Genomic DNA, 23,005 nt, shown 5'->3' with positions numbered 1-23,005 from the left:
AATGGGTAATTGATGAAAATTAAATAATTTACTGTTGACGCTAACGTCAATGCTTGTTTACTATTCACGTTGAATGTTGCATCAGTGCAACTTCCCATAAGGGCAAAGCCCATAAAAAATTACAAGCTACTAACAAGTAGTCCAGGGAGATACAAATGTTAAATAGTAAAGTTTCAAAAGCGGTTCGTATTGCAATCGCGTTTGGTGCTGCTTCAACAGCTGCTTTTTCAGCAAATACTTTTGCGGCTGAAAGTGACGCAAAAGTTGAGCGTATTGAAATTACTGGTTCTGCAATCAAAAGAACTGACCTAGAAGGTGCTCTACCTCTTGATGTTATTGATGCGTCTGATATTGCTAAGTCAGGTGTTACAAGTGTTCCTGATTTAATTGCGAATTTACCTGCGATGCAGGGTTTTGTGGCTGCTGGTGAGTCAGTTGGCGGTAGTGGTGGCGGTGTTCAAACAGCTTCACTTAGAAATATTGGGTCTGAGTATACTTTGGTACTTCTTAACGGTCGCCGTATGGTTTCCTCTGATTCAGGCGGTACAATCGACTTGAACTCTATTCCACTTGCAGCAATTAAGCGCGTTGAAATCTTAAAAGATGGTGCATCTGCACTATACGGTTCTGATGCTATCGCAGGTGTAGTTAACTTCATTCTTAAAGATGATGTGCAAAGCACTACTGTAACAGCGCGTTATGACAGCCCTGATGATACATCAAGTTATAACTTCTCAATCACATCAGGGTTTGGTGATTTAAGTGCTGATGGCTTTAATATAACAGCTTCATATAGTCATGATAGTCAAGATAACCTGCGTTCTGTTGACCGTGATTTTGCAAAAACTGGTTTCGTTCAGTTTGAGCACGCAGGTCAAGACTTAGTTGCAATTGCTGGCTCTTCAAATGCGATTCCTGGCAATGCATATGTTACTTACCAAACTCGTGATGAAGATGGTAACTTGGTTGTTGACCCAGACAGTGGCAAAGTAAAAACAAGTACATATTCTTTGAACCCTTTTAAAGAAAAAAATGGTTCATGTCACACGACAAGCGCACCATCAGGCACAGCGTGTCAGTTCGACTACACTAGCACGCTAGAGATTCAGCCTGAGACAGAGCGTGATAATATATTCCTTAGAGGTGTAGCAACGATAAATGATTCTACTGAAGCATTTGCAAATGCTTCATGGTCAGATTTCAAAATGACCACTCGTATCGCACCATACCCAACTGGTACATTCTCTCTAAGTGCTGACTCAGCACTAGTACAAGATAATGTTATGCAATACTTACCTGAGCAAGTCGCTGCAGACATGACAAGTATTGCGGCGCGCTGGCGTGTACTTCCTGGTGGTAACCGTACTACTGAATGGCACACAACTACTAGTCAGTTTACTGCAGGTATTCGTGGTGAAATCGAAGAGTGGTCATATGACTTTGCGGTAACGCGCGGTGATTCAGAGAGTGATCAAAATCGTATTACAGGCTTCCCTCTTGAAAAAGAGTTTATGGCATTAGTAAAATCTGGTGCAATTGATATTTTTTCAGCACCCGAAGACCTAAGTGCAGAGCAAAACCAGATGGTTGCTGATACTATGTTTAGTGGCCTTTGGGAAAAAACAGAAACTTCATTGACAACTATCGAAGGTAAAGCATCAGGTGTAATCGCTGATTTAGATGCTGGTAGCGTATATTTAGGTGTTGGTTTTGATTATCGCATGGCTGAGTACTCTCGAATTAATGGTGCGGGTAACACCGCCGAAGTTGTGCTATTTGAGTCTGCTTCTGATGAATATAATTTAGAACGTGATACTTACGGTGCATTTGCGGAAGTAATTGTTCCATTAATGGAAAACTTGGAGTTTACAGGCTCACTTCGTTACGACAATATTGGCGAAATTACGAATGCTAACCTTACAGGTAATAACACAGTAAACGATAGCGAAAATGATACAACATATAAGTTGAGCTTATCTTACCGTCCAACAGATGAATTATTATTACGAGCGTCAATGGGTACTGGTTTCAAGATGGCAACAATGCGCCAAATAGCAGAACCAAGAGTAGAATTCGGTGTAACTGCATCTCCTTATGACTGTCCTTTCCAGTCTGGCGAGCCGCTTAGGCAGTATTGCTACAGTGACAAGCTTCAGTACGACGTTTATCGTGAAGGTAACGCAAAATTGAAGCCAGAAACTTCAGAACAGTACACATTTGGTTTCGTTTGGTCTGGTGATACAGGAACAAGTGTGTCTCTTGATTATTGGAACATAGAGATGGAGAATGAGGTTCGTCGTTTAACTCAGAACCAAATCTTCCAAAACCCTGGCCTATATGGTGACCTTTTTGTTACTAAAGTTGACAAAGGTACTGGTGACACGGTTTTAGCAATTGTTCAAGCAGCTGATAACGTTGGTCAATCCAACACTGCAGGTATTGACTGGAGCATCAATTTAACGAATGAACTTTCTTTCGGTACGTTGAAGACTGGCATCATGGGTACTTACCTACTTGAGTCAGAAAGACTACGTGTTGGTACTACTGACGTTTGGGATTCAAGCTTAGGCAAAGTGGGTACTGATGAACAAGTTGCATTCCGTAACATCATTAATATCAACAACTCATTCACTCATGGCGACTTTACTCATGACTTAAACATCAAAGCGCGTAGTGGCTATGCTGATGCGTCTGCTGATGTAAGTTTCTATGTTGCTAAAGCAGAGAATTGGGACGATGAGGTTGATGGAAGTGTTATTCAAAAGCATATCCCTGTGTACTTTACGGTTGATTATCGTTTAGCTTATGCATATGGTGATAATGCAAATCTAACGTTCGGTATTAAAAACTTGTTAGATAAAGAGCCACCGTTCACTCTAAATGCGGCAGCTGGTCACCAAGTAGGTTATGACCCACGTTATTCAGACCCGTACGGTCGTACTTTTTATGTTCAAGCTTCTTATACATTCTAAGTTGTTAGTTATTTAGTTTAACAGTAAATTTAAACCCCGCTCATATGCGGGGTTTTTTATACTTCAATCTGTAACTTGACTCATTTAAGCTACCGGTGTTGTTTAAAGTTAAAAAAATTAATTTTTTATTGTTGCTTTTAATTTTTTTGCTTTTACTTTTGTTTACATTTTATTTATTCAAGCTCCCATCTTTGCAGTTCGATTTTTACCCCTCACTTTGTTCTTTAAATGTTTTATTATTTTTACATTATTAGCTTTTGTTTTGTTTTTTGGGATTGTGTGTGTGTGCGCGAGCGATTTTGACAACGCAAGATATTGACCAACTGTTTAGTCGCGGCTTAGTATTGGGCACAATATTTTTGAGGTACATAAGAACCTTTTCACAAAAATATTAAAATAAAACTATAAAAATCAATTTTTTGATTCAGGGAGATAATTAACATGTTAAAATCAAATATTTCTAAAGCGGTTCGTTTAGCGATCGCTTTTGGTGCTGCATCATCTGCATCATTTTCAGGTGCGGTATTAGCAGCTGAAGAAGGTGCTGATAAAGTAGAAAGAATTGCAGTAACAGGTTCTCGTATCAAGCGTACAGACCTTGAAACATCGATTCCAATCACAACAATTGGTAGAGCTGAAATCGGCGAAACGGGTGTTTTAAATATTCAAGATATTTTATCTAAGTCACCTGTTGCTTTGACTGGTTCAGACCAATCAACGAGTGCTTTCACAACGACCACGGTAGGCTTAAACACTACTGAGTTACGTGGTCTAGAGGAGGAGCGCACATTAGTATTAGTTAATGGCCGACGTTTTGTTTCTGGTACAATTCCATCGTCAGGTTACGGTGTGGATTTAAATGCCATCCCAGCTCAATTAATTGAAAGAATTGATATTCTTAAAAGCGCATCATCTGCTGTTTACGGTTCAGATGCTGTAGCTGGTGTAGTGAATATCATTCTTCGTGATGACATAGAAGGTGTTGAGTTATCTGGTCAAACAGGTAAGAGTGCTGAGAACGATCGTGAAAAGCACAGCATTAACTTAACAGCCGGTAAGGCTTGGGATGGTGGTAATGCGTGGATTTCAGTTGGTTTTGACAAAGATAGAGGTATAAAGTCTACCGATCGTGACTTTTCTTCGATTGATGCATGGGCTATGGACGATGAAATTATTTACTTAGGCTCTAGTTACCCGCCGGGGGCACGAATCACTCACAGTTATCAAGATGAAGAGGGTGAAACACAGTCCGTAGCATTTAATGGTGACGGTACGGCGTTCTCTGGTGGTTTAGATGACTTAAATAACAACCGCTTTAACCGTGCTGCATATCGCCAATTGATCACGCCTCTAGAGCGTAAATATGTGTCTGGTAGCCTTAACTTAGAAGTATCAGACAACGTTACCATGTTCTCTGAATTCCAATGGAATAATGCGAGTACGCAAGGTTCGACAATTGAACCCTATGCTCTGAATGTTAATAATAATATCTGGGCAAATGACTTAGGTAGTAGCCTAGGTTTGAGCATCAATTCACCCTTAATACCGGAAACATTGCGCAATAATCTAAGTGAGTATGGTGTCACTAATTTAAATCAAACTGAATTTGTACGCCGTATGGTAGAGTTTGGTCCACGTGATACAAGCCTTGAGCGTGATACGACTCGTGTTGCAGTTGGTTTTGATTGGGATATTAATGGTAACTGGTTATTGAGTACTTACGGTACATACGGTCAAACAACTCAAACTCAACAAAACGGTGGCCAAATTAACACAGAACGAGCTCGCCAAGCGTTAGATGTAGAAAGCTTTGAAGGTGAATTACGCTGTAAAGATGAATTGGCACGTATTAAAGGGTGTGTACCTTTAAACTTATTTGGTGCGGGTTTGATCACGTCTGATGCGGTAGATTACATTCGCTCTCCTGCGAAAGTTTACGGTAAAGTTGAGCAATCAGTTTTGTCAAGTGTACTTTCAGGTGAGCTACCTCTTGAACTTAGCGGTGGTAATGTCGGCTTTGCTGGTGGTGTAGAATATCGTTATGAAAGTGGTGTAGCACAGCCTGGTGACTTAGCGCAAACTGGTGCCTCATCTACTAACAAAGCAGAAGCAACAAATGGTAGTTTCTCTTCTACGGACGTGTTTGCTGAAGCAAGCTTTCCAATTTTGGATGAAGTGCGTGTAGATTTAGCAGCTCGTCAAAGTGACCACTCTGTCACAGGTAATGCATTTACGTATAACATTGGTGCTGAGTATCGCCCTCTAGATACATTGATGGTACGTGCATCTTACGCAACTGCTGTACGTACACCTAACATTTCTGATTTATATGGTGGCCGTGGTGAAACATTCCGCAACTTAACTGACCCTTGCAATGGTTTAAAAGCTGACGGCTCAGATAAAAAATCAGATGTAGTACGTGCTAACTGTCTAAAAGATTCTGCTATCGCTGCTCGTTTACAGTCACAAGGTGAGTTTGAACTAACTCTTCTTGAACAGCAAAGTACAGGTGGCTTTTCTGGTGGTAATCCTAATGTAAAAGAAGAAACAGCTGAAACTATGAGCTTAGGCTTTGTATGGCAGGCGACAGATGATCTTTCTTTAACTGTTGATTACTTTGACATTGAAATTGAAGATGCGATCACTACAATTCTCCGTACTGTAGTTGTTGAACGTTGTTACGATGACCCGTCAATGGTTGTTGGTTGTGGTGGTAGCTACCTTCGTGATGGTAAAGGTGCGTTAGTTGAAGTAAATACTGGCGCTTCTAATGAAGAGATTGTAGAAACTTCAGGTTACGATGCAGATATTAACTACCGCTTAGAGACAGACTTAGGTACTTTCGGTGCTCAGCTTATTCTAACTTACACTGACAAGTTCATCAGTACGAGTCAAGTAAATGGCAACATTGATGAAACTTTGGGTGAAGTTGAAGTACCGAAAATTAAAGGTAACTTAAATCTTACTTATGCATTAGATGACCTAAATGTTCGCTGGAAGTTACGCCATTGGGATTCAGTAGTTGATAACAACTCAGATGAGCCATCATTACCGGCTGCATTCAACGAGATTGGTTCTGTGACATACCATGATATTTCAGCTGGTTATAGCTTCGCTAATAACACGAAAGTTATCTTCGGTATTAACAATGCGTTCAATAAGAAACCGGCATTGTTACCACAAAACTCTGATTATGGCTCAACAGGTATCAATACGAATAGTCGTGCTTATGATATTCAGGGTCGTGCTTACTACTTGAACTTTGAAACAAAATTTTAAGTTGTAAGTTGTAAGTTGTAAGTTGCAATCATAAAAGGCTCTTCAAATTGAGCTAATACCATTTTTATAAGCATCTGCATCACTTACACAGAAGCACATAGTGGCTTGGAATATAAAGAACTGAACGTGAAAACGTTCGGTTCTTTTTTTGAGACTGTAACTAACTTTCTGTAACTACTTATCATAATTTATTATTGAAGAGCTTAAGGGTAGGTAGATGAATAATAAAAAACTTGAAGCTTTAGCAAAGTAAACGACTAAAAGTATTATAATACCGCAAGGCTTGAATCCGATATTTTGCACTGATTTTAGGAACAAGCTTGCCGATAGAATCGGCCTAGACAATCACAAGTGGCAGCCCACCTAATCGCTTTAACGATAATCCTGACCCACGTACTTATAATTCTACAGGTCGTCACGTATATTTATCTTTAGGTTTAGCACTTTAATTAATCGTTTAGCTTAGTAAAAACCGGCCTCTTTGGCCGATTTTTTGGTTGTATTATGTGTTTTTTTAGAATCGGTAACTTATACCAGCGCTTAAACTGCTAGTGTCTAGGTCGCCCATATCCATATATTGCAAACCAACATTCATTGCAAAGCCGTTGTTCCAATCATATTGCCAACCAGCTTCTGCAAAAACACCCAAACCAGTTTCTTGGATCAGCTTATTGCTGTTACGGGCAATATCATAATCATAGTACTGACCACCCAATTTACCGTAGAGGTAGCTATTATCCGTGATTTTGTATTGGCCTTTTGCGGCTACTACAAAATTTATCAAATCGATTTTATTTGCGTTTAAATTAAATAATAACTTGTCGTTACGATCGCATATAACCCTATCATTTCTCAATTCTTTACACTCCCAGCTATCGATTTCTGAGCCGCTATTTATTCCTAACTCTAAAGCCCATGAAGTGTTAATTTGATAGTTATAGTATAGGTAAAGTGAGCCGACACCATCACCGTCTTTACTTGAACCTTTGTAAGAAGCACTACCACCGTTTAGTTGTGCACCAACTCGATGTATTTCATTTTGTTGTCCTGCTTGAGTAGTAAAACTACTAAGGCTTAAAACTGTTAGAGCGACTAGAGCATGTGTTTTCATATTAACAAACCTTGTTTAAAGCATAATTTGAAAGCTAGTTTAGTATTGTGCTCTGTTAGAGTCTGTGGCTTGTTTGTGAGTGGTTGTACGAGCACGTCAAAAAATGTAAATTATTGTTAATTATGTAATTTATATCGGTTAATATGAAATGTTACTAACGAGAAAACGAGCATTGATACGATTTACATTGACATATTATTCTTATTTGATACAAGTATACTTCGATATTTTTTAGACTTTGAATTTTTATGACACAATTAACGCGCTTACACATTCTACAATCTTGGCTGCTGAATTTAGCTGTCATGCTAGGACGTGTGCACCGCGGTTAATTGTTTTACTCTAACCGCGATGATAGAAGCGGTTAGAGTTATCACTATCTCCCGCCTACTTTTATCATCTTAAAAACAAGGACTTAAATTATGCCTATTCAGGCATCATATTTATTTGTGATCTTCGTTTGGTCTACTACTCCGCTTGGGATTGTATGGAGCAGTGAGACCATGCCACCCACTTTGAGTGTGTTACTGCGAATGATGATAGCGTTAGTGCTTGCAGGACTTGTTGTTGCAATTAGTAATATTCGTGTACCTTGGCATAAGCGAGCGTGTACGCTTTATCTATATTCAGCGCTAGGTATCTTAGGTGGTATGTCATTGAGTTATTTGGCTGCACAAACTGTTCCCTCAGGAGTAATATCACTTATTTTTGGGCTTGCCCCAATTCTCTCAGGGTTACTCGCTCAAAAGCTACTGGGGGAGGCTAAGTTCACGCCAGTTAAGATGTTTTCTTTAGCACTGGCGCTTGGTGGTTTGTATTTGATTTGCTCTACTCAAGTACAGCAATTTAATTTAGCGCCATTAGGGTTAGGTTATGTTTTTTTAGCTGTATGTAGTTTTAGCTTAAGTGGCATTATGATTAAGCGAGTTAAAGTTGCAGTTCACCCAATGGCAACAACGTTTGGTGCTTTGTTGTTTGTTACTCCTATGTTTGCGTGTGTTTGGTTGTTACATGATGGCACGATTGCTATGGAGCAATGGCATATGAAATCAGTTTGGGCAACTGTATATTTAGGCGTGGTTGGCTCTTTATTGGGCTTTTTAGCTTATTTTCATGTTTTGCAAAGGCTCTCTGCCAGTACCGTTGCACTGTCAACGCTGATCACTCCGGGGTTTGCGATTGGATTAGGTGCATGGCTAAATAATGAAAAGTTAACGGGTAGTTTGTTATTTGGGGCTGCAATTATCATTTTCAGCTTAGCCATGTTTCAGTTTGGTGAGCATATCACTTGGCATCGCTTGAGTAATAAGCGAGCCGTAAAATAATAGGTTATGAATACTTTATATGCCACAGGTGCTGAAGTAAGTGCTCAGAGTAGGACCCCGATATTTAGAGGACACTATGGTTTTGGACTATTGCGAGTCGCCATTATATTGCAGAACAAATGGTGACTCGTGCAATGTATGAGCATGAAGCAAGTGAAGTCTTGAGCTGGCATCACGCATATTTTACATCATGAAGTTTGTTATAATAAAATGTAGGCTGTGGGATAAATAAACCTCTTATACCAACTACATTAAATAAATGCTCAATGCTTTAATAAAGTTGGTATAAGGTAGTGTTAAAGCAGTAAAGTCATCACATCTTCATTTGCACATTCAAATGCGGCACCAAGTAGCAAAATACGGTGGCTGTTGCTGTTTAGCGAATTCAAATTTGTATTTTTCTTCAAGAGGTTACATATTAGACTTAAGGTGCTTATTTCACTAGGTACTTGCTTAGTTTGTGCTTCGAGCAGAGCGAGTGCAGCAGTAAGCTCATGATCAACTAAGGGTTCAAAGCATGGGTTAAATGCTAGATAACACTCCATTGGCAGCAGTTGCTGTTTATTCCTTGTAGCTAAAGCTTTGGCTAAGGATTCGTTGCGTTCAAACAGTAGTAAAGAGCGAATATAGTTAAAAGGAGGTTGAATACATTTTTCATGACCTAATAGCGTATGTAAAAGTGTATTGCTTTGTTCATTTTGAAGCGAAAAACCTTCGCTTGCACTTAATGCTGGCGTAAAGAACGTTAATTTATCAATATCGCTGATGGCTATAATTAGTGCTTTTGGCATAGGTTTTTTTTCAAAAAAAGAGGTTACCAAGTCTTGAAAAAATTGATAGCGAGATTGCTCCCCCATAGCTTGTTGATATAGGCACTTGAGTTGTGCAATATTCTCATTATTACTGCTTTTGGTATATAACGTGGCAAGTGCTTGTGCATCCTGATGTTTAATTAAATCGATAAATGATTGTACTGACGGTTGTTCATTCATAGTGCTACCAAAATTTCCTCAGCTAGTTATATTCAGTGTAGAACAATTAACCATAAAAAGGGAGTGTTATCATAGAGCTAAGGGGGTTTTCCGATTAATGTTGACAACTTTAATTGTTCGCAGTTTGTAGTTTTGAAAACTAACCCTGTGACTCAAGAATGTTATTTGTTTTTTAAGCACGGTAATTAAGCTTTGCAGGCGTAATGTGTAATTATAATTTATAAATAAAGTATCAAATTTTTTGATTCTTTCACTACACTTAAAACTTGGATCACTAAATGAGGTGTCCTATGTTTGATGATGATTCAATTTTATTCAGTGCAGAGAGTGAGCCAGAAGAAACCGCGATAAAGCCCCCATGGAAAATACTGATAGTTGATGATGAGGAAGATATTCATCAAATATCTAAGCTTGTATTAGCACAAATGCAATTTGATGACAGAGGTCTTATATTTTTGCATGCTCACAGTGGTGAACAGGCTCAAGTGGTGCTAGCTGATAACCCTGATACGGCACTTATTTTACTCGATGTTGTAATGGAAACGGCAGAAGCAGGGCTGGATTTTGCAAGGTATGTAAGAGAAATAGAAAAAAATAGCAAAGTGCGTATTATTTTGCGTACAGGGCAACCGGGTATGGCACCAGAGTCAGAAATCACTCGTGACTACGATGTTAATGACTACAAAACTAAAACTGAACTCACTAGCAGTAAATTAAAAGCCGCTGTATTGGTTGCATTGCGAACTTTTCAGCATTTAGAAAAAACCCAATGTGTGCAATCGGGATTAAATAAAATTATAAAATGTACTAACTCATTATTAAGTGAATCTGAGTTAGTTGAATTTGATATTAAAACGCTGCAGTTATTAGCTGAAACCTTGCCACTTAGTCAGCAGTTTGAACCAAGTCCTGTTACTTCATTTATTGCACAGCTTAATCATAAGACGATGCAGTTTGAGGTAAACATGCCACAAAACACGACTCTAGATATGCCAAAGTCTGTGTTTGAGTTATTTATTGCTAAATATAATTCAACATTTTATCACAGTGCTGTCATTCAAAACTTTGCCATTTTATATATTGGTGAAAAGCAGAGCGACATTACTTTGTTTGCTATTGCACAATATATTAATGATATAGATGAACAAGAAGAGCTTTTACTTTTAAACTTGGGACAAAACATTGAGATAGCATGGCGTAATAGCCAGCTACAAGCCAGATTAAGTGATAATAATATAGAGTTAGAAAATCAGGTAAGCGAGCGTACGGCTGAGCTAAGTGCCGCTCGAGAACGTGCCGAGCAAGCTAATCTAGCAAAAAGTATGTTCCTATCTAATATGAGCCATGAAATACGCACCCCACTTAATGCAATACTCGGGTTTGCTCAGTTAATGGAACGTGCCAAAGATTTACCTCAACACCATAAAACAACAATGAATAAAGTGATTCGAGCAGGTAACCACTTGCTTGATATTATTAATGATGTGCTTGATATTTCAAAAATAGAGGCAGGTTCTAGTAAGTTAAATTTGACAGACTTTGAGCTGACCGGCTTATTGGAAGATCTCAGTAACATGTTCAAACTCAAATGTGAGCAAAAGCAACTTACTTGGTGCCTAGAAGATAAAGTTAATAGTGCAATTGGCGTACATGGAGATCAAGGTAAGATTAGACAGGTGTTAATTAACTTATTGGGTAATGCGGTAAAATTTACAGATAGTGGTGAAATTAAACTCGTGTACTCGATGGTCGGTGATAATACTTACCGTTTTGAGGTGCATGATACGGGCCCCGGAATATCAGCGCAAGAATTGCAAAGTCTTTTTACTAGCTTTACCCAAGGGAGTGCGGGTGTAGAAAAAGGAGGAACTGGTTTAGGGCTGTGTATATCTAGTAAGCAAGTTGCGATGATGGGGAGTAAACTTGAAGTTGAGTCAACTATAGATCAGGGTAGTTGTTTTTCATTTAGTCTTACCCTTGATTCTGCTGAGTTAGACTTTTCACAAAGCAAGCAATCAGATTTAGCTCAGCTAACACTTTTGTCGGATAAAACTTTGCGGGCATTGTGTGTAGATGATGTTGCCTATAATCGAGAAATATTAGGGCAAACTTTAACGTCGTGCGGTATCCATGTTGAGTATGCAGAGGATGGTCAGCAGGCAGTCGACAAAATTAAACAGCAAAAGTTTGATATTGTATTTTTAGATTTGTTAATGCCAGTAATGCGTGGTGATGAAGCTGTGCAGATCATTCGTGGTGAATTACAGCTTAGCGAACTAAAGTGTATTGCTATTTCTGCGTTCAGTTTGCATCATGAAGTGCAGCACTATTTAAGCATTGGTTTTGATGAGTTTGTTGGCAAGCCTTACACCATTGAGCAAATATTTGATTTGTTAGCATCTTACTTTCCAGCGCATTTTGAATTTGAGCAAGCGCAAGATGACGCGATACCAAAGCCTCCTGATCTCAGTACGATAGACCCTTCTGGCTTTTCTTTACCTCATGAACAGTTAGAGCAGTTAAAACTGTCAGCGCAAATTAATGGAACTTCTAAAATTAAACAGATTTTACAAAAAATCGAAAAAGAGCAGCCAAACAATAAGCAGCTTGCGCAATATTTGGCTAATTTTATAAGTAAGTTTGATATGGCAGGCCTTATAGCTGCGCTTAATGAGGTAAAAGATGGATGATGATCTAGTCTCACTCAATAATTGCAGGATTTTAATTGTTGATGACAAAGCTGAAAACCTAGAGTTATTAACCAGTTTTTTGGAAGCTGAAGGGTACGATGTGGCTTTTGCTACTTCAGGCAAGGAAGCGATTAACATAGCTACCATCTTTCTACCGCACTTAATTTTGCTAGATGTGATGATGCCGGGTATTGATGGGTTTGAAACGTGTCGGCGCTTAAAATCTCTAGATAGGGTTAAAGATGTGCCTGTTATATTTGTTACAGGTAAAGCTGAACTGAGCGATATAGTTGAAGCGTTTAGTGTGGGGGCAGTTGATTATGTAACCAAGCCGATTCGCCAAGAAGAACTATTAGCAAGAGTGTCGACTCATTTGCAATTACAAGCATTAATCAACTTAAGAGATGAGCTTATCTCTACATTACGCGATAAAACTCTAGAACTTGAGAAGCTATCTAAATTAAAAGAGCAGCAATTAGAAACTTCACAGCAATTTAGCCACATAGGAGAAATGGTTGGAGAGTTAACTCATGAACTAGGTACACCACTAAGCGTTATTAGTACGGCGATTAGCCACCTTGATGAAAAACAAAAGCAGCTGAACCAGCAAGTTCAGCAAAAAACGCTAGCAAAAAGTGATTTACAAGGCTTTATTGATAATACGGCACAAAGCTACGACATTGTTTTGTCGAATTTAAACAATGCAATGAACTTAATTAATAGCTTTAAGCATATTGTAGTTGGGGAGTTTAGTGGTGCAATTGTGCAATGTAATTTAGCCGATTACTTACACGATATTGAGCGAGTGTTACATCCTAAACTGAAGCGCTCGCCTCATAGCGTAACAATTAATTGCCCAGTTACGATACAAATTACGTCAGACACCGGGGCATTATCTCAGGTTTTAATTAATCTTATCAATAATGCACTGATCCACGCCTTTGATGACAATAGCAATGGTTCGATTAATATTAATGTAGAGCAAAAAAAGCAAGAGATTGTCTTGAAAGTATCGGATGATGGTCAAGGCATTGAAGGGGAGAAACTGAGTAAAATATTTGAAAAGTATTACTCTACGCGTTTAGGCTCTGGTGGCAGTGGACTAGGTCTGTTTATTGTAAAGAACTTAATTGAACAACACTTGCAAGGTGGTATCAAGGTGACGAGTCAGCTAGGAAAGGGGACTGAATTTTACATTACTTTACCTTTGCATATAAGTACAAAAAATAAGTAACTGTTTCAGTTTTAGTAGCCTTGTAACTCGTTTATGGTGCATTTATACAGTGTAAAATAACTTTTGAACCCTAAAATTATAAGCTCGGAATAAAATGACTTATCAAATTAATCATACAGCCCCATTAGCAAGTGAGTTTGTATTACTGCGGGAAAAGGTGGGCTGGGGTGCAACGGATGAAATTTTGGCGCAAACGGGCCTAAATAATTCTTTGTTTCATGTGACCATTCGCCATAAAAATATTTTAATTGCGATGGGCCGAGTGCTAGGAGATGGTGGGCTATTTTATTATATTCAAGATGTGGTGGTGGCACCAGATTATCAAGGCGAAGGGCTTGGACATGCCGTGATGTATGAAATAGAAAGGTTTCTCTGTGCAAATGCAAAAGCAGGTGCGACGGTAGCGCTGTTGTCAGCCAAGGGAAAAGAGGCCTTTTATGAGCAGTATGATTATATACTGCGAACAGGAGAGCCGTTGGGACTTGGCATGAGTAAGTTTATATAATGTTGTTTATGTCGTTCATTTACAGTATCGCTTCAAGTTACTCATACGTTAACTTAGTTTTTTTGAACGAGAAGCGTACCAGCCTAATGCATAGCCACAGCCACAAAAAAACCAAATAACACTGGCAATTAATGAAAAAACAGTCGTTTGTTGCCAGTAAATTATACTTAACGGTATGGCAGCAAGGCCTCTAATCAAGCATATAATAGCCAGTGTTAGCAGGGCTAACTGTTGCAATGGCAGCTGGCGAATTAACTTCATTGCAGCCAATGCATATGCGCCACAGAGGGCAAATAAACAGCTCAGAGTGAGTGTAATGACGGGGGCATGCCAAGTGCCTTGGCTAGCAGAGTCAATAATAAATTGTGGCGCAAGTTGTGCCCGATAACATTGCACTCCAATACCAATACAGCTTAAGTGTGCAATTGCGGTGATAAGTGCCATGATGGCACAAAATAATAAACTGGCTTTCACTGTCTTGGACATACCTAATTATCCTTTTAAGTTGAGTGCGTTAAGCAACTACATCTATAGTGTGTTTTAAATCATAGTATGACTAACGTAGAGCAAACACAATGGACCAAAGCATTCAACCAACAATTGTTATTACTGGCGCATCAAAAGGTGTGGGAGAAGCGTGTGCTCATGCCTATGCCAAAGCTTACCCCACTGGTGTTAATTTAGTACTGGTGGCAAGAAACCTTGCGCCTCTTGAGCAAGTAAAAGCGCAGCTAGCTGGGTATGCGCAATGTCATACATTGTTAATTCAAGCTGATGTTGCGTCACTGAGTGATTGTGAGCGCATCATTGCTCGCACTATTGAGAAGTTTAATTTTATAAATGTGTTGGTTAACAATGCAGGGCTCCATCACCGAGGCAACTTTAGCAACCTAAGTGCACAGCAAGTGGCTGCGATGGTAGATGTGAATATGCGTGCGCCTATGGTATTGAGTGCATTGGCAATTAAACATATGCACAGCACAGCGCAAAACGCCATTGTTATGGTTGGGTCGTTGGCAGGACTTACGCCATTACAAGGTGCAGCAAGTTACAGTGGCACAAAGGCTGGGCTACGTGCATTTACCTATGCTTTGCATGATGAACTAGTAAACAGTAAAACTAATGTAGCGGTTGTATCGCCAGGGCCTATCAATACGGGTTTTATCATGCAAGAGATTGAACAGGTAGAAGATATTGTTTATTCGCAGCCTATGAGTAGTGCTGAGCAAGTTGCGAACGCTATATTAACACTAAGTCACTCAAGTGAAGTTGAAATTGCGATGCCGAGCATTAGCGGTAAGCTGGCCACACTTAGTTACTTGTTCCCGCGCTTTCGTCGAGCGATAAGAGGGCTGCTATATCGTATCGGTGCCAAAAACAAACAAAAATACCGCAGCATGAATAAGTTAGACTAGTTTTGAAGTTGAGTTAATAACCAGTCTTTAAAGATTTGTATCCTCGCAACTCGAGGTGAATTTGGATTATGTAAAAAGCTGTAACGGACACTCGGCTCGCAGCAAACATCATATGGTTGAACAAGCAGCCCTTGTTTTAGGTAATGCTTAGCTTGCGTCGCAGAGCCTAAACAAATGCCATGTCCGGTCATAACAGCGCTAAGCGCGAAATCCATATTACTCACTTCAAGCCATTGGCTTTTATCGTCGTTACGTTTAATACCTGCTTGAGAAAACCAGCTTTGCCAGTAGTCGGTAAACGAGTAATAGACAAGTTGACAGTGAGACATATTATTTATGTTATGAAGGTTTTCTTGTTCAGCAAAAGAGGGTGAGCATAGTGGCACTAGTTGGTCATCTAGGATAATTTCTTGCTCTAAACCAGCAAATAGTGAATGGCCATAACGAATGGCAACATCAACTTCACCATGTTTAATATCTTCTACATTTGGCGATACTAGTACACGAATGGCTATATCTGGATGCGCTTTAGAAAAACGCCACATATTTGGAATGAGGATCATAGATGCAAATGATTGTGTTGTAGTGATTGTTAGTGTTCCTTCAAGCGGCTCGCAGGTTGCTTGGCGTACATTGGCTACAATCTCTTCAAAATTATGTGATAGTGACTGAGCAAGGTGCTTGCATTGTGGGGTTGGCTGCATACCGCGACCTTGGCGATAGAAGAGTTTACATCCCAAGTGTGACTCTAAGGCTCTTATTTGCTGACTGACCGCAGCTTGCGTCACAAACAGCTCTTTAGCAGCTAGACTGTAGCTTTTATGACGTGCAGCAGCTTCTACACAACGTAGCGCAGTAAAGTGGCTTAGCTCTTTAAACATTAGTTAATCTTATATTATGTGTTAGAAATAATCGTTCGGAAAACACTCGTTTCTTGTTGATAATAGCTGAGTTCAATAAATACAGGAAGCGTTAAAGTGAACAATAAAACAGTACCTAAAAATAAAAACACAAGCAATTCATCAACAAAACAACTTACTTCGGCTCATTCTAAGTTATCGCGGTTCATTATTGATATGAGTAAAAAGATGCAACTTTGTGATATGAGTAAATTGAAATAATTATTAGTTTATATTTATGGTTATTTCTAAAGGCAAAATTAACTTGAAAAGGGAATGAAATAAATCAATGCTTTCACATTTGTTGCACTTTTGCTTGCCACTGTTTAGCTTTACAACACAATAGGGTTTGAGTGACTATGAACAAGGCAAATTTGAAGCATGCAGCCATGCTGTTAGCTGTATTAAGTGTATTTCATATACCAACGATTAATGCAAAACCAAGATCACAGCCTCCGAACATGCAAGCTAAAACGCCGTTGGATCACGAACTATCAACATTGATCTCACAACATGGGTTAACAGGCCATGTTAAAGGTGCAACAGAGTTGCCTAAAATTTCAGACCCAATGGCACAACTGGGTATGCAACTATTTTTTACCAAAGCATTGGGTGGCGAGAAGACAGTAGCCTGTGCTAGTTGTCATGACCCCAGATTAGGTGGTGCAGATAGCTTGTCTTTGCCTATTGGCACCAATGCGGTTGACCCAAATGTAGTAGGCCCTAATCGTAAGGCTGTAAATGATGAAATAAACATTCCCCGTAATTCTCCTACTATTTTTAATACGGGCTTTGCAAATAACTCTTTGTTTTGGGATGGAAGAGTCGAACAAGTTATTACCACTGATGAGCAAGGTAATGAAGTCAGCTTTATTAGCACACCTGATTCAGGGTTTAATCAACCCGATGAACAAGCAGGTGACTCTTTGGTGAGTACGCTCGCGCGGTTTCCTGTGACATCTCGCGAGGAAATGCGCGCAGAGGCATTTGTGAATGCCACGACCAATGAGCAGGTTCGTACTCACTTAGCACAGCGCATAGGTGACTACGCAGATGGGCAAGGTAGTTTAGCGACCAATGATTGGTTGCAAGTATTTCGTGAAGCGTTTAATTCACAAGATGAGGCCCAGTCACTGATCACTTTTGACAACATTGCTTTTGCACTAGGGCAATATCAGTCTTCAATGGTGATGATCAATACAGATTGGCATCGTTACGTACGCGGTGACCTTAAAGCTTTGTCTGAGCAACAAAAGCAAGGAGCAAAGCTATTTTTCACTCAAATCGCAGATGGTGGAGCAGGGTGTGTAAATTGTCACAGTGGGGATAGGTTCACTAATGATGGTTTTTTCAACTTAGCGTTTCCACAATACGGGATTGGTACAGATGAAAATTTTGCTGATATTGGTCGTGCTGCGATTGATCCACAACCAAGTAATCAATTTGCATTTCGTGTACCAAGTTTACTCAATGTAACATTAACGGCTCCTTATAGTCATGCTGGGGCATACGAAAATTTAGCGCAAGTAGTTAGTCATTATTCAAACCCAGAGCAAACGATTGAGCAGTTTTTTCAACGAGGTGGCGCATGTGGTTTAAAGCAGTTTGCCTTGAGCGCGCAGTGTGAGACACTTAACCAACAGGCAAGAGAAAATACTGATATGGCATTGCAGCTGTTGCGTGCTTCTCCTTTTGTGGCGGCAAACTTAGCACCACAGCAACAGCAAGATCTAGTGGCATTTTTACATACGTTAACGGATAAGTGCGCTAAAGATAAGCGGTGTATAAAAAAGTGGATGCCTAATCACTCAACCCCAAATCCAGATAATTTGCGTTTGCGTACAGCACGTTTAACTGGTGGATAATTTTTATTATGAAAATGACCATTCGCGTCAAACTATTGTTAATTATATTAATAGCCAATACAGCTTTAGTATTGGCTATTTATTTAGCTAATAAATTCGCGTTTGAAAAAAGCTTTTCGCAATATATTGAAAACACCTCTAGAGCGCAGTTACGTGATGTGATTGCACGCTTTGCAAAAACTTATGAACAGTATGAGTCACTCGAATGGGTTTATAAAGGGTCAGCTGAGTGGGACAGCATAGTACATTTTTATTACGGTTTAGAAGAAGGAGAGGCGAAGCGAGAGCGAAGAGATACACGGCCTCCTCCAAAACGTCGTTACGCAGATGAACCGCAAATGAGACCAGCTCCTAAGCGCCGTTATCAAGGCGAAGAGCAAACAATGAGGCCGCGGGGGCAGCCAAGAGCACCGGCGGGCGGTCGTTTGCTACTCAAAGATGCAAACGGTGTGCTTGTTATGGGCAGAGAGCGCAGTATGCAGAATACTTTTTGGTTTCCGGTTTATAAAACCGATCACTTAGCAGTACCTCAACGTCAGCAAGTCATTGCTTATTTAGGCGTGGCTGGCAGCGCCTTAGTAGGGAATAAGTTTGATCAGTTGTTCGCCCAGCAGCAGCAACGGCAATTTATACTGATCGCGCTCATTGCTTTATTTGTCACCGTTATTTTGGCGGTCCCATTTAGTAAATATTTAGTACAGCCAATCGTGTTGCTTCGACGCAATGCTAAAGTACTGGCGCAAGGTAATTACGACGCACAAGTGGATATAAAGAGCAAAGATGAATTAGGCTTACTTGCTCGAGATATGAACCGTTTGGCCGATACGCTGGCGCAAAATCAAGTTGCACGCCAGCAATGGATAGCTGATATTTCACATGAATTACGTACACCGATTGCTGTTATTCGCGCCGAATTAGAAGGCATGATTGATGGGGTAATAGCCAGCGAGCCTAAACAGTTAGTGTCTTTACATGAGGAAATTCAGCGTTTAACGCGTTTAGTTGATGATTTGCACCAGCTTTCGTTATCAGATAAAGGTGCACTTACTTACCATATGGAAAAACTTAGTTTACATGATTTGTTGTTGCGCACCTTTTCTAAAAATCGTCAAGCAATTGAGTGCACACACTTAGCGTTTTCTTTAAGTTGTAGCGACACCATTATGCTTGAATGCGACGAGCAGCGTTTGGGCCAGCTATTTGATAATTTACTGCAAAACACGTTGCGTTATACCGACTCATCAAAACAGCAACCAGGAACATTAAAAGTTGAGGTTACGCAGTTTAAGAGTGTGACCCAAATATGCTGGCAAGATAGTGCGCCAGACGTACCAAAAGCGCAGCTTGATAAGTTATTTGAGCGACTCTATCGTGTGGAAGGGGCACGAAGTAGAGCAGCTGGTGGTTCAGGGTTGGGCTTGGCGATATGCCAAAGTATCGTGCAAGCACATAATGGAGAAATTACGGCAAACTTGAGTGAATTGGGTGGGCTCGCTATTATGATTAAATTGAGGCATTAAATGGACCACCTTCGTGTCAAACAAACATATTTTAATCGTCGAAGACGAACCCAAACTTGCTGATATTTTAGGCAAGTATTTAGCGCAAGCTGAGTTTACCTCCCATGTTGTAATGGACGGCGCAGATGCTGAACCCGCTTTTAAAAGCGAGTGTCCCGCCTTAATTTTATTAGATCTGATGCTACCTAATGTCAATGGCATAGAGATTTGTAAGCGCATACGCACATATTCAAATGTGCCCATTGTGATGATGACAGCCAAAGTCGAAGAAGTAGATCGATTACTTGGGTTGGAGATTGGTGCTGATGATTATATCTGCAAGCCCTATAGCCCTAAAGAGGTTGTGGCTAGAGTTAAAGCAATATTGCGGCGCGTTGCATTAAATGAAAGCGGGCAAGTTTTAGACGTTGAAAGTAAGCTAAAGCTGGATGAAGAAACACTCTTTGCATCATTTTTAAATGCGAGTGTATCACTAACGCACGTTGAGTTTATGTTGCTCAAAGCTATGTATGGGCATCCTGGGCGTATTTATAGTAGAGATACTTTGATGGACCATATTTATGATGATAGTCATATTGTCAGCGATAGAACCATAGACAGTCATATTAAGAAAATCCGCAAAAAGCTACATGGCATAGCCCCTGAGCAAGAATTTATTCATTCTATTTATGGTGCAGGTTATAAGTTTGAAGCGCAAAGTGGGTGAATGCAATGAGGTGCCATGCTCTACAGTGTGAATTTTTTTAAAGTGGTGAATTTGAGCCTTACTGAGCATTAAATAATGAGTTGACTATTAAGGCTTTTACGATATTGCTGGCTTAAATCCGCACAAAAAACGTCCGACACTGGATTTTGCTGGTTATTGGCTCTCACTAGTACCACATCGGTTGTTGGTAGTTTAGGTAAGTTGCTGTCTGTGAGCTTAGGCAAATCGCCAATGCTCAATTCATTCATGGCACTGATAGCAATGCCGCTTTTCACTATACCCTTAAGTGCGCAGGCGCTGCCACAGCAGGCGATAATTTTAAAATCACGATTTTGTTTGTGTAGCCCTTCAAGCGTAGCTTGGTGAAAGCGACAGTCTCTTTGAAATATTGCAATAGGCAGTGGTTGCAGTTGCTGAGCTTGGTGTTGTGGGCTATATATCCAAAATCCTTGAGCTGATTCTAACATGTAACCTTCTTCAGAATCCGGCGAACGTGTGATCACCCCTAAGTCTAAATGACCACTATCAATCATAAGCTTTACACGGTAACTGGGTGTGCAGGTGATTTGCAGGTCAAGGTTTGTGAATTGGGTATGCAATAATTTTACGAGTGTGGGCAAGACCGACTCGGCGTAATCATCCGGGCAGCCAAGGCGCAGTAATGTAGTGGGTTTGGCGGTATTCATTTGCAGTAGCGTGTCATCATGTAGCTGCACTAGCTGTTTGGCATAGCGGGCAAATACTTGTCCATCGTAAGATAAGCTAAGTAACCTTCCTTGCTTTTCAAATAGCGATTTATTTACATCTTGCTCAAGCTTTTTCATTTGCATGCTAATTGCAGATTGAGTGCGATTTACTTGCTTAGCTGCTCGTGTAAAGCTACCTGTTTCGACAAAAGCCAAAAAGCTTCTTAATGCATCAATATCCATTTATTTATCCTATAACCTATCAGTAGTATTGATAGGTTGTATCAAAATTATCCGCTAGTCAGTAACGATTTTATTCGTTTAAATAACGCCCAGTTATTACACTAAGGAGAACAAAATGCAATTATATATTGGCAATAAAAATTACTCATCATGGTCATTAAGAGCGTGGTTAATGCTTGAAAAAAATAAAGTAAATTATAGTGAGGTGAAGTTGCCATTAGATACACCGCAATTTTATGAAGCGTTAAAAGATATTACTCCAAGTCTTAAAGTACCTAGTATTGTTGATAATGGCATACATGTTTGGGACTCCTTAGCTATTTGTGAGTATATCAATGATGTTTATCTATCAGGGCAATGTTGGCCAGAATCATTAGCGCAAAAAGCAAAAGCGCGTGCAGTAGCGTGTGAAATGCACTCAGGTTTTAATGCTCTACGTAGTGAAATGCCGATGAATATTCGTGCTAAACGCAAATTGAATATCAGTGATGCATGTAAAAATGACATTGCTCGTATAGAGCAGATTTGGAGTGAGCAGATGCTAGCATGTCGTGATCAAGGAGGTTGGTTATTTGGTAAGTGGTCAATCGCTGATGCCATGTTTGCACCTGTGGTCATGCGTTTTAGAACTTATGGCATAGAGCTAAACCCACAAGCTCGATTATATATGGATAAAGTGCTAAGTTGCCCTGTGTTAGGTAAGTGGATCACTGAGGCACTGCAAGAAACGGAAGTAGTGCAAATTGATGAAGCAGGTGAAAAGGTTAGTTAAGGATATATTATGAAAACCATAGGGTTGCTTGGTGGTATGAGTTGGGAATCTACTCAAAGTTATTACAGGCTTATCAATGAAGGTGTTAAAGCACAGTTAGGCGGATTAAGCTCAGCAAAAATAGTCTTGCATAGTGTGAACTTTGCAGATATAGAAGTGCTACAGCGTTCAGGTGATTGGCAAGCATGTGGCGACATATTGGGACAGGCTGCCAAAGGTTTAGAGCTAGCCGGTGCTCAGTGCATTGTAATTTGCACGAATACTATGCATAAAGTGGTAGATGATATTGCAAAACATACCTCGTTGCCGATTATCCATGTGGCAGATGTGGTGGCTGAAAGCCTAAAAGCACAAAAGATAAAAACAGTATCTTTACTTGGTACGCGGTTTACTATGCAAGAGCTTTTTTATATCGAGCGGCTGCGAGAGCATGGCTTGTCAGTGATTGTTCCACCTGAGCATGAACAGCACGTAGTTGATAATATTATTTATCAAGAGCTATGTATGGGTAATATTAACATTCACTCCAAACAGCAGTATTTAAACGTTATAAACGCACTTCAGGTGCAGGGCGCTCAGGCGGTAATTTTAGGTTGTACAGAAATAGGTTTATTGATTAGTCAGTCTGATTGTAAATTACCCTTATTAGATACTACTCAGTTACATGCGCAAGCGGCTGTAAAGTTTGCATTGCAATAAGTATCAGTACTTATCGTAATTTATTACTAGCCGGTAAGTCACATTTTGGAAATGAGAATATACATGTGTGATTAATTGAAGCCGACTGGTAA

17 protein-coding genes are annotated in these 23,005 nt (G+C 39.9%); 12 read left to right on the top strand and 5 right to left on the bottom strand.

Annotation, left to right across the window (positions count from 1 at the left end; translation table 11 throughout):
* Window positions 1-155: 155 nt before the first annotated feature.
* Together SANK73390_RS09870 and SANK73390_RS09865 are read left to right on the top strand one after the other, a co-directional pair.
* Window positions 156-2,972 (top strand): TonB-dependent receptor, encoded by a 2,817-nt coding sequence (locus tag SANK73390_RS09870; protein WP_462765857.1) that lies wholly within the window; start codon window positions 156-158, stop codon window positions 2,970-2,972.
* 441 nt (window positions 2,973-3,413) lie between these two features.
* The gene (locus SANK73390_RS09865; protein WP_462765855.1) at window positions 3,414-6,251 is read left to right on the top strand and encodes a TonB-dependent receptor domain-containing protein; all 2,838 of its coding nucleotides are present in this window, start codon (window positions 3,414-3,416) and stop codon (window positions 6,249-6,251) included.
* Between the two features lie 514 nt (window positions 6,252-6,765).
* Here the strand turns inward: SANK73390_RS09865 and SANK73390_RS09860 are convergent.
* Window positions 6,766-7,362, bottom strand: coding sequence for a porin family protein (locus SANK73390_RS09860; RefSeq protein WP_462765853.1), 597 nt, complete (start codon window positions 7,360-7,362; stop codon window positions 6,766-6,768).
* Window positions 7,363-7,784: 422 nt separating this feature from the next.
* Here SANK73390_RS09860 and SANK73390_RS09855 point away from each other — a divergent pair, with 422 nt between their 5' ends.
* Window positions 7,785-8,687: a DMT family transporter gene (locus SANK73390_RS09855; RefSeq protein ID WP_462765851.1), complete on the top strand. Its 903-nt coding sequence runs from the start codon at window positions 7,785-7,787 to the stop codon at window positions 8,685-8,687.
* 296 nt (window positions 8,688-8,983) lie between these two features.
* On the opposite strand, the gene SANK73390_RS09850 is transcribed toward SANK73390_RS09855, so the two are convergent.
* On the bottom strand, window positions 8,984-9,679 hold the full coding sequence (locus SANK73390_RS09850) for a hypothetical protein (RefSeq protein ID WP_462765849.1): 696 nt from the start codon (window positions 9,677-9,679) through the stop codon (window positions 8,984-8,986).
* Between the two features lie 290 nt (window positions 9,680-9,969).
* Here SANK73390_RS09850 and SANK73390_RS09845 point away from each other — a divergent pair, with 290 nt between their 5' ends.
* The 3 genes from SANK73390_RS09845 (at window position 9,970) to SANK73390_RS09835 (ending at window position 14,108) form a co-directional block, all read left to right on the top strand.
* Window positions 9,970-12,369 carry a response regulator gene (locus SANK73390_RS09845; RefSeq protein ID WP_462765847.1) on the top strand — a complete coding sequence of 800 codons (2,400 nt, stop codon included), beginning with the start codon at window positions 9,970-9,972 and terminating at the stop codon, window positions 12,367-12,369.
* On the top strand, window positions 12,362-13,603 hold the full coding sequence (locus SANK73390_RS09840) for a hybrid sensor histidine kinase/response regulator (protein ID WP_462765845.1): 1,242 nt from the start codon (window positions 12,362-12,364) through the stop codon (window positions 13,601-13,603). Before SANK73390_RS09845 ends, SANK73390_RS09840 begins: the two co-directional genes overlap by 8 nt.
* A 94-nt stretch (window positions 13,604-13,697) precedes the next feature.
* A complete protein-coding gene (locus tag SANK73390_RS09835) occupies window positions 13,698-14,108 on the top strand; it encodes a GNAT family N-acetyltransferase (RefSeq protein WP_462765843.1) in 411 nt (136 codons plus the stop codon).
* Between the two features lie 48 nt (window positions 14,109-14,156).
* On the opposite strand, the gene SANK73390_RS09830 is transcribed toward SANK73390_RS09835, so the two are convergent.
* A complete protein-coding gene (locus SANK73390_RS09830; protein ID WP_462765841.1) occupies window positions 14,157-14,594 on the bottom strand; it encodes a hypothetical protein in 438 nt (145 codons plus the stop codon).
* Between the two features lie 89 nt (window positions 14,595-14,683).
* On the opposite strand from SANK73390_RS09830, the gene SANK73390_RS09825 reads away from it, so the two are divergent.
* On the top strand, window positions 14,684-15,523 hold the full coding sequence (locus SANK73390_RS09825) for an SDR family NAD(P)-dependent oxidoreductase (RefSeq protein WP_462765839.1): 840 nt from the start codon (window positions 14,684-14,686) through the stop codon (window positions 15,521-15,523).
* On the opposite strand, the gene SANK73390_RS09820 is transcribed toward SANK73390_RS09825, so the two are convergent.
* A complete protein-coding gene (locus tag SANK73390_RS09820; RefSeq protein WP_261595360.1) occupies window positions 15,520-16,404 on the bottom strand; it encodes a LysR substrate-binding domain-containing protein in 885 nt (294 codons plus the stop codon). The two genes, SANK73390_RS09825 and SANK73390_RS09820, sit on opposite strands and share 4 nt — an antisense overlap.
* Window positions 16,405-16,781: 377 nt before the next feature.
* On the opposite strand from SANK73390_RS09820, the gene SANK73390_RS09815 reads away from it, so the two are divergent.
* Genes SANK73390_RS09815 through SANK73390_RS09805 form a run of 3 tightly spaced genes read left to right on the top strand, consistent with a single transcriptional unit; the run spans window position 16,782 to window position 20,513 of the window.
* A complete protein-coding gene (locus SANK73390_RS09815; RefSeq protein ID WP_462765837.1) occupies window positions 16,782-18,287 on the top strand; it encodes a cytochrome-c peroxidase in 1,506 nt (501 codons plus the stop codon).
* An 8-nt stretch (window positions 18,288-18,295) separates the two neighbouring features.
* The gene (locus SANK73390_RS09810; RefSeq protein WP_462765835.1) at window positions 18,296-19,807 is read left to right on the top strand and encodes an ATP-binding protein; all 1,512 of its coding nucleotides are present in this window, start codon (window positions 18,296-18,298) and stop codon (window positions 19,805-19,807) included.
* A gap of 13 nt (window positions 19,808-19,820) precedes the next feature.
* Window positions 19,821-20,513: a response regulator gene (locus tag SANK73390_RS09805; protein WP_462765833.1), complete on the top strand. Its 693-nt coding sequence runs from the start codon at window positions 19,821-19,823 to the stop codon at window positions 20,511-20,513.
* A gap of 68 nt (window positions 20,514-20,581) precedes the next feature.
* Here the strand turns inward: SANK73390_RS09805 and SANK73390_RS09800 are convergent, their stop codons facing one another.
* Window positions 20,582-21,442, bottom strand: coding sequence for a LysR family transcriptional regulator (locus SANK73390_RS09800; protein WP_462765831.1), 861 nt, complete (start codon window positions 21,440-21,442; stop codon window positions 20,582-20,584).
* A gap of 115 nt (window positions 21,443-21,557) precedes the next feature.
* On the opposite strand from SANK73390_RS09800, the gene SANK73390_RS09795 reads away from it, so the two are divergent.
* Together SANK73390_RS09795 and SANK73390_RS09790 are read left to right on the top strand one after the other, a co-directional pair.
* Window positions 21,558-22,214 (top strand): glutathione S-transferase family protein, encoded by a 657-nt coding sequence (locus SANK73390_RS09795; RefSeq protein WP_462765829.1) that lies wholly within the window; start codon window positions 21,558-21,560, stop codon window positions 22,212-22,214.
* Window positions 22,215-22,223: 9 nt separating this feature from the next.
* Window positions 22,224-22,913: an aspartate/glutamate racemase family protein gene (locus SANK73390_RS09790; protein WP_462765827.1), complete on the top strand. Its 690-nt coding sequence runs from the start codon at window positions 22,224-22,226 to the stop codon at window positions 22,911-22,913.
* Window positions 22,914-23,005 lie beyond the last annotated feature (92 nt).

This window comes from Pseudoalteromonas sp. SANK 73390 (assembly GCF_054966645.1).
The sequence above is the reverse complement of the archived record's forward strand: the minus strand, read 5'-3'. Positions and strand labels throughout refer to the sequence as shown.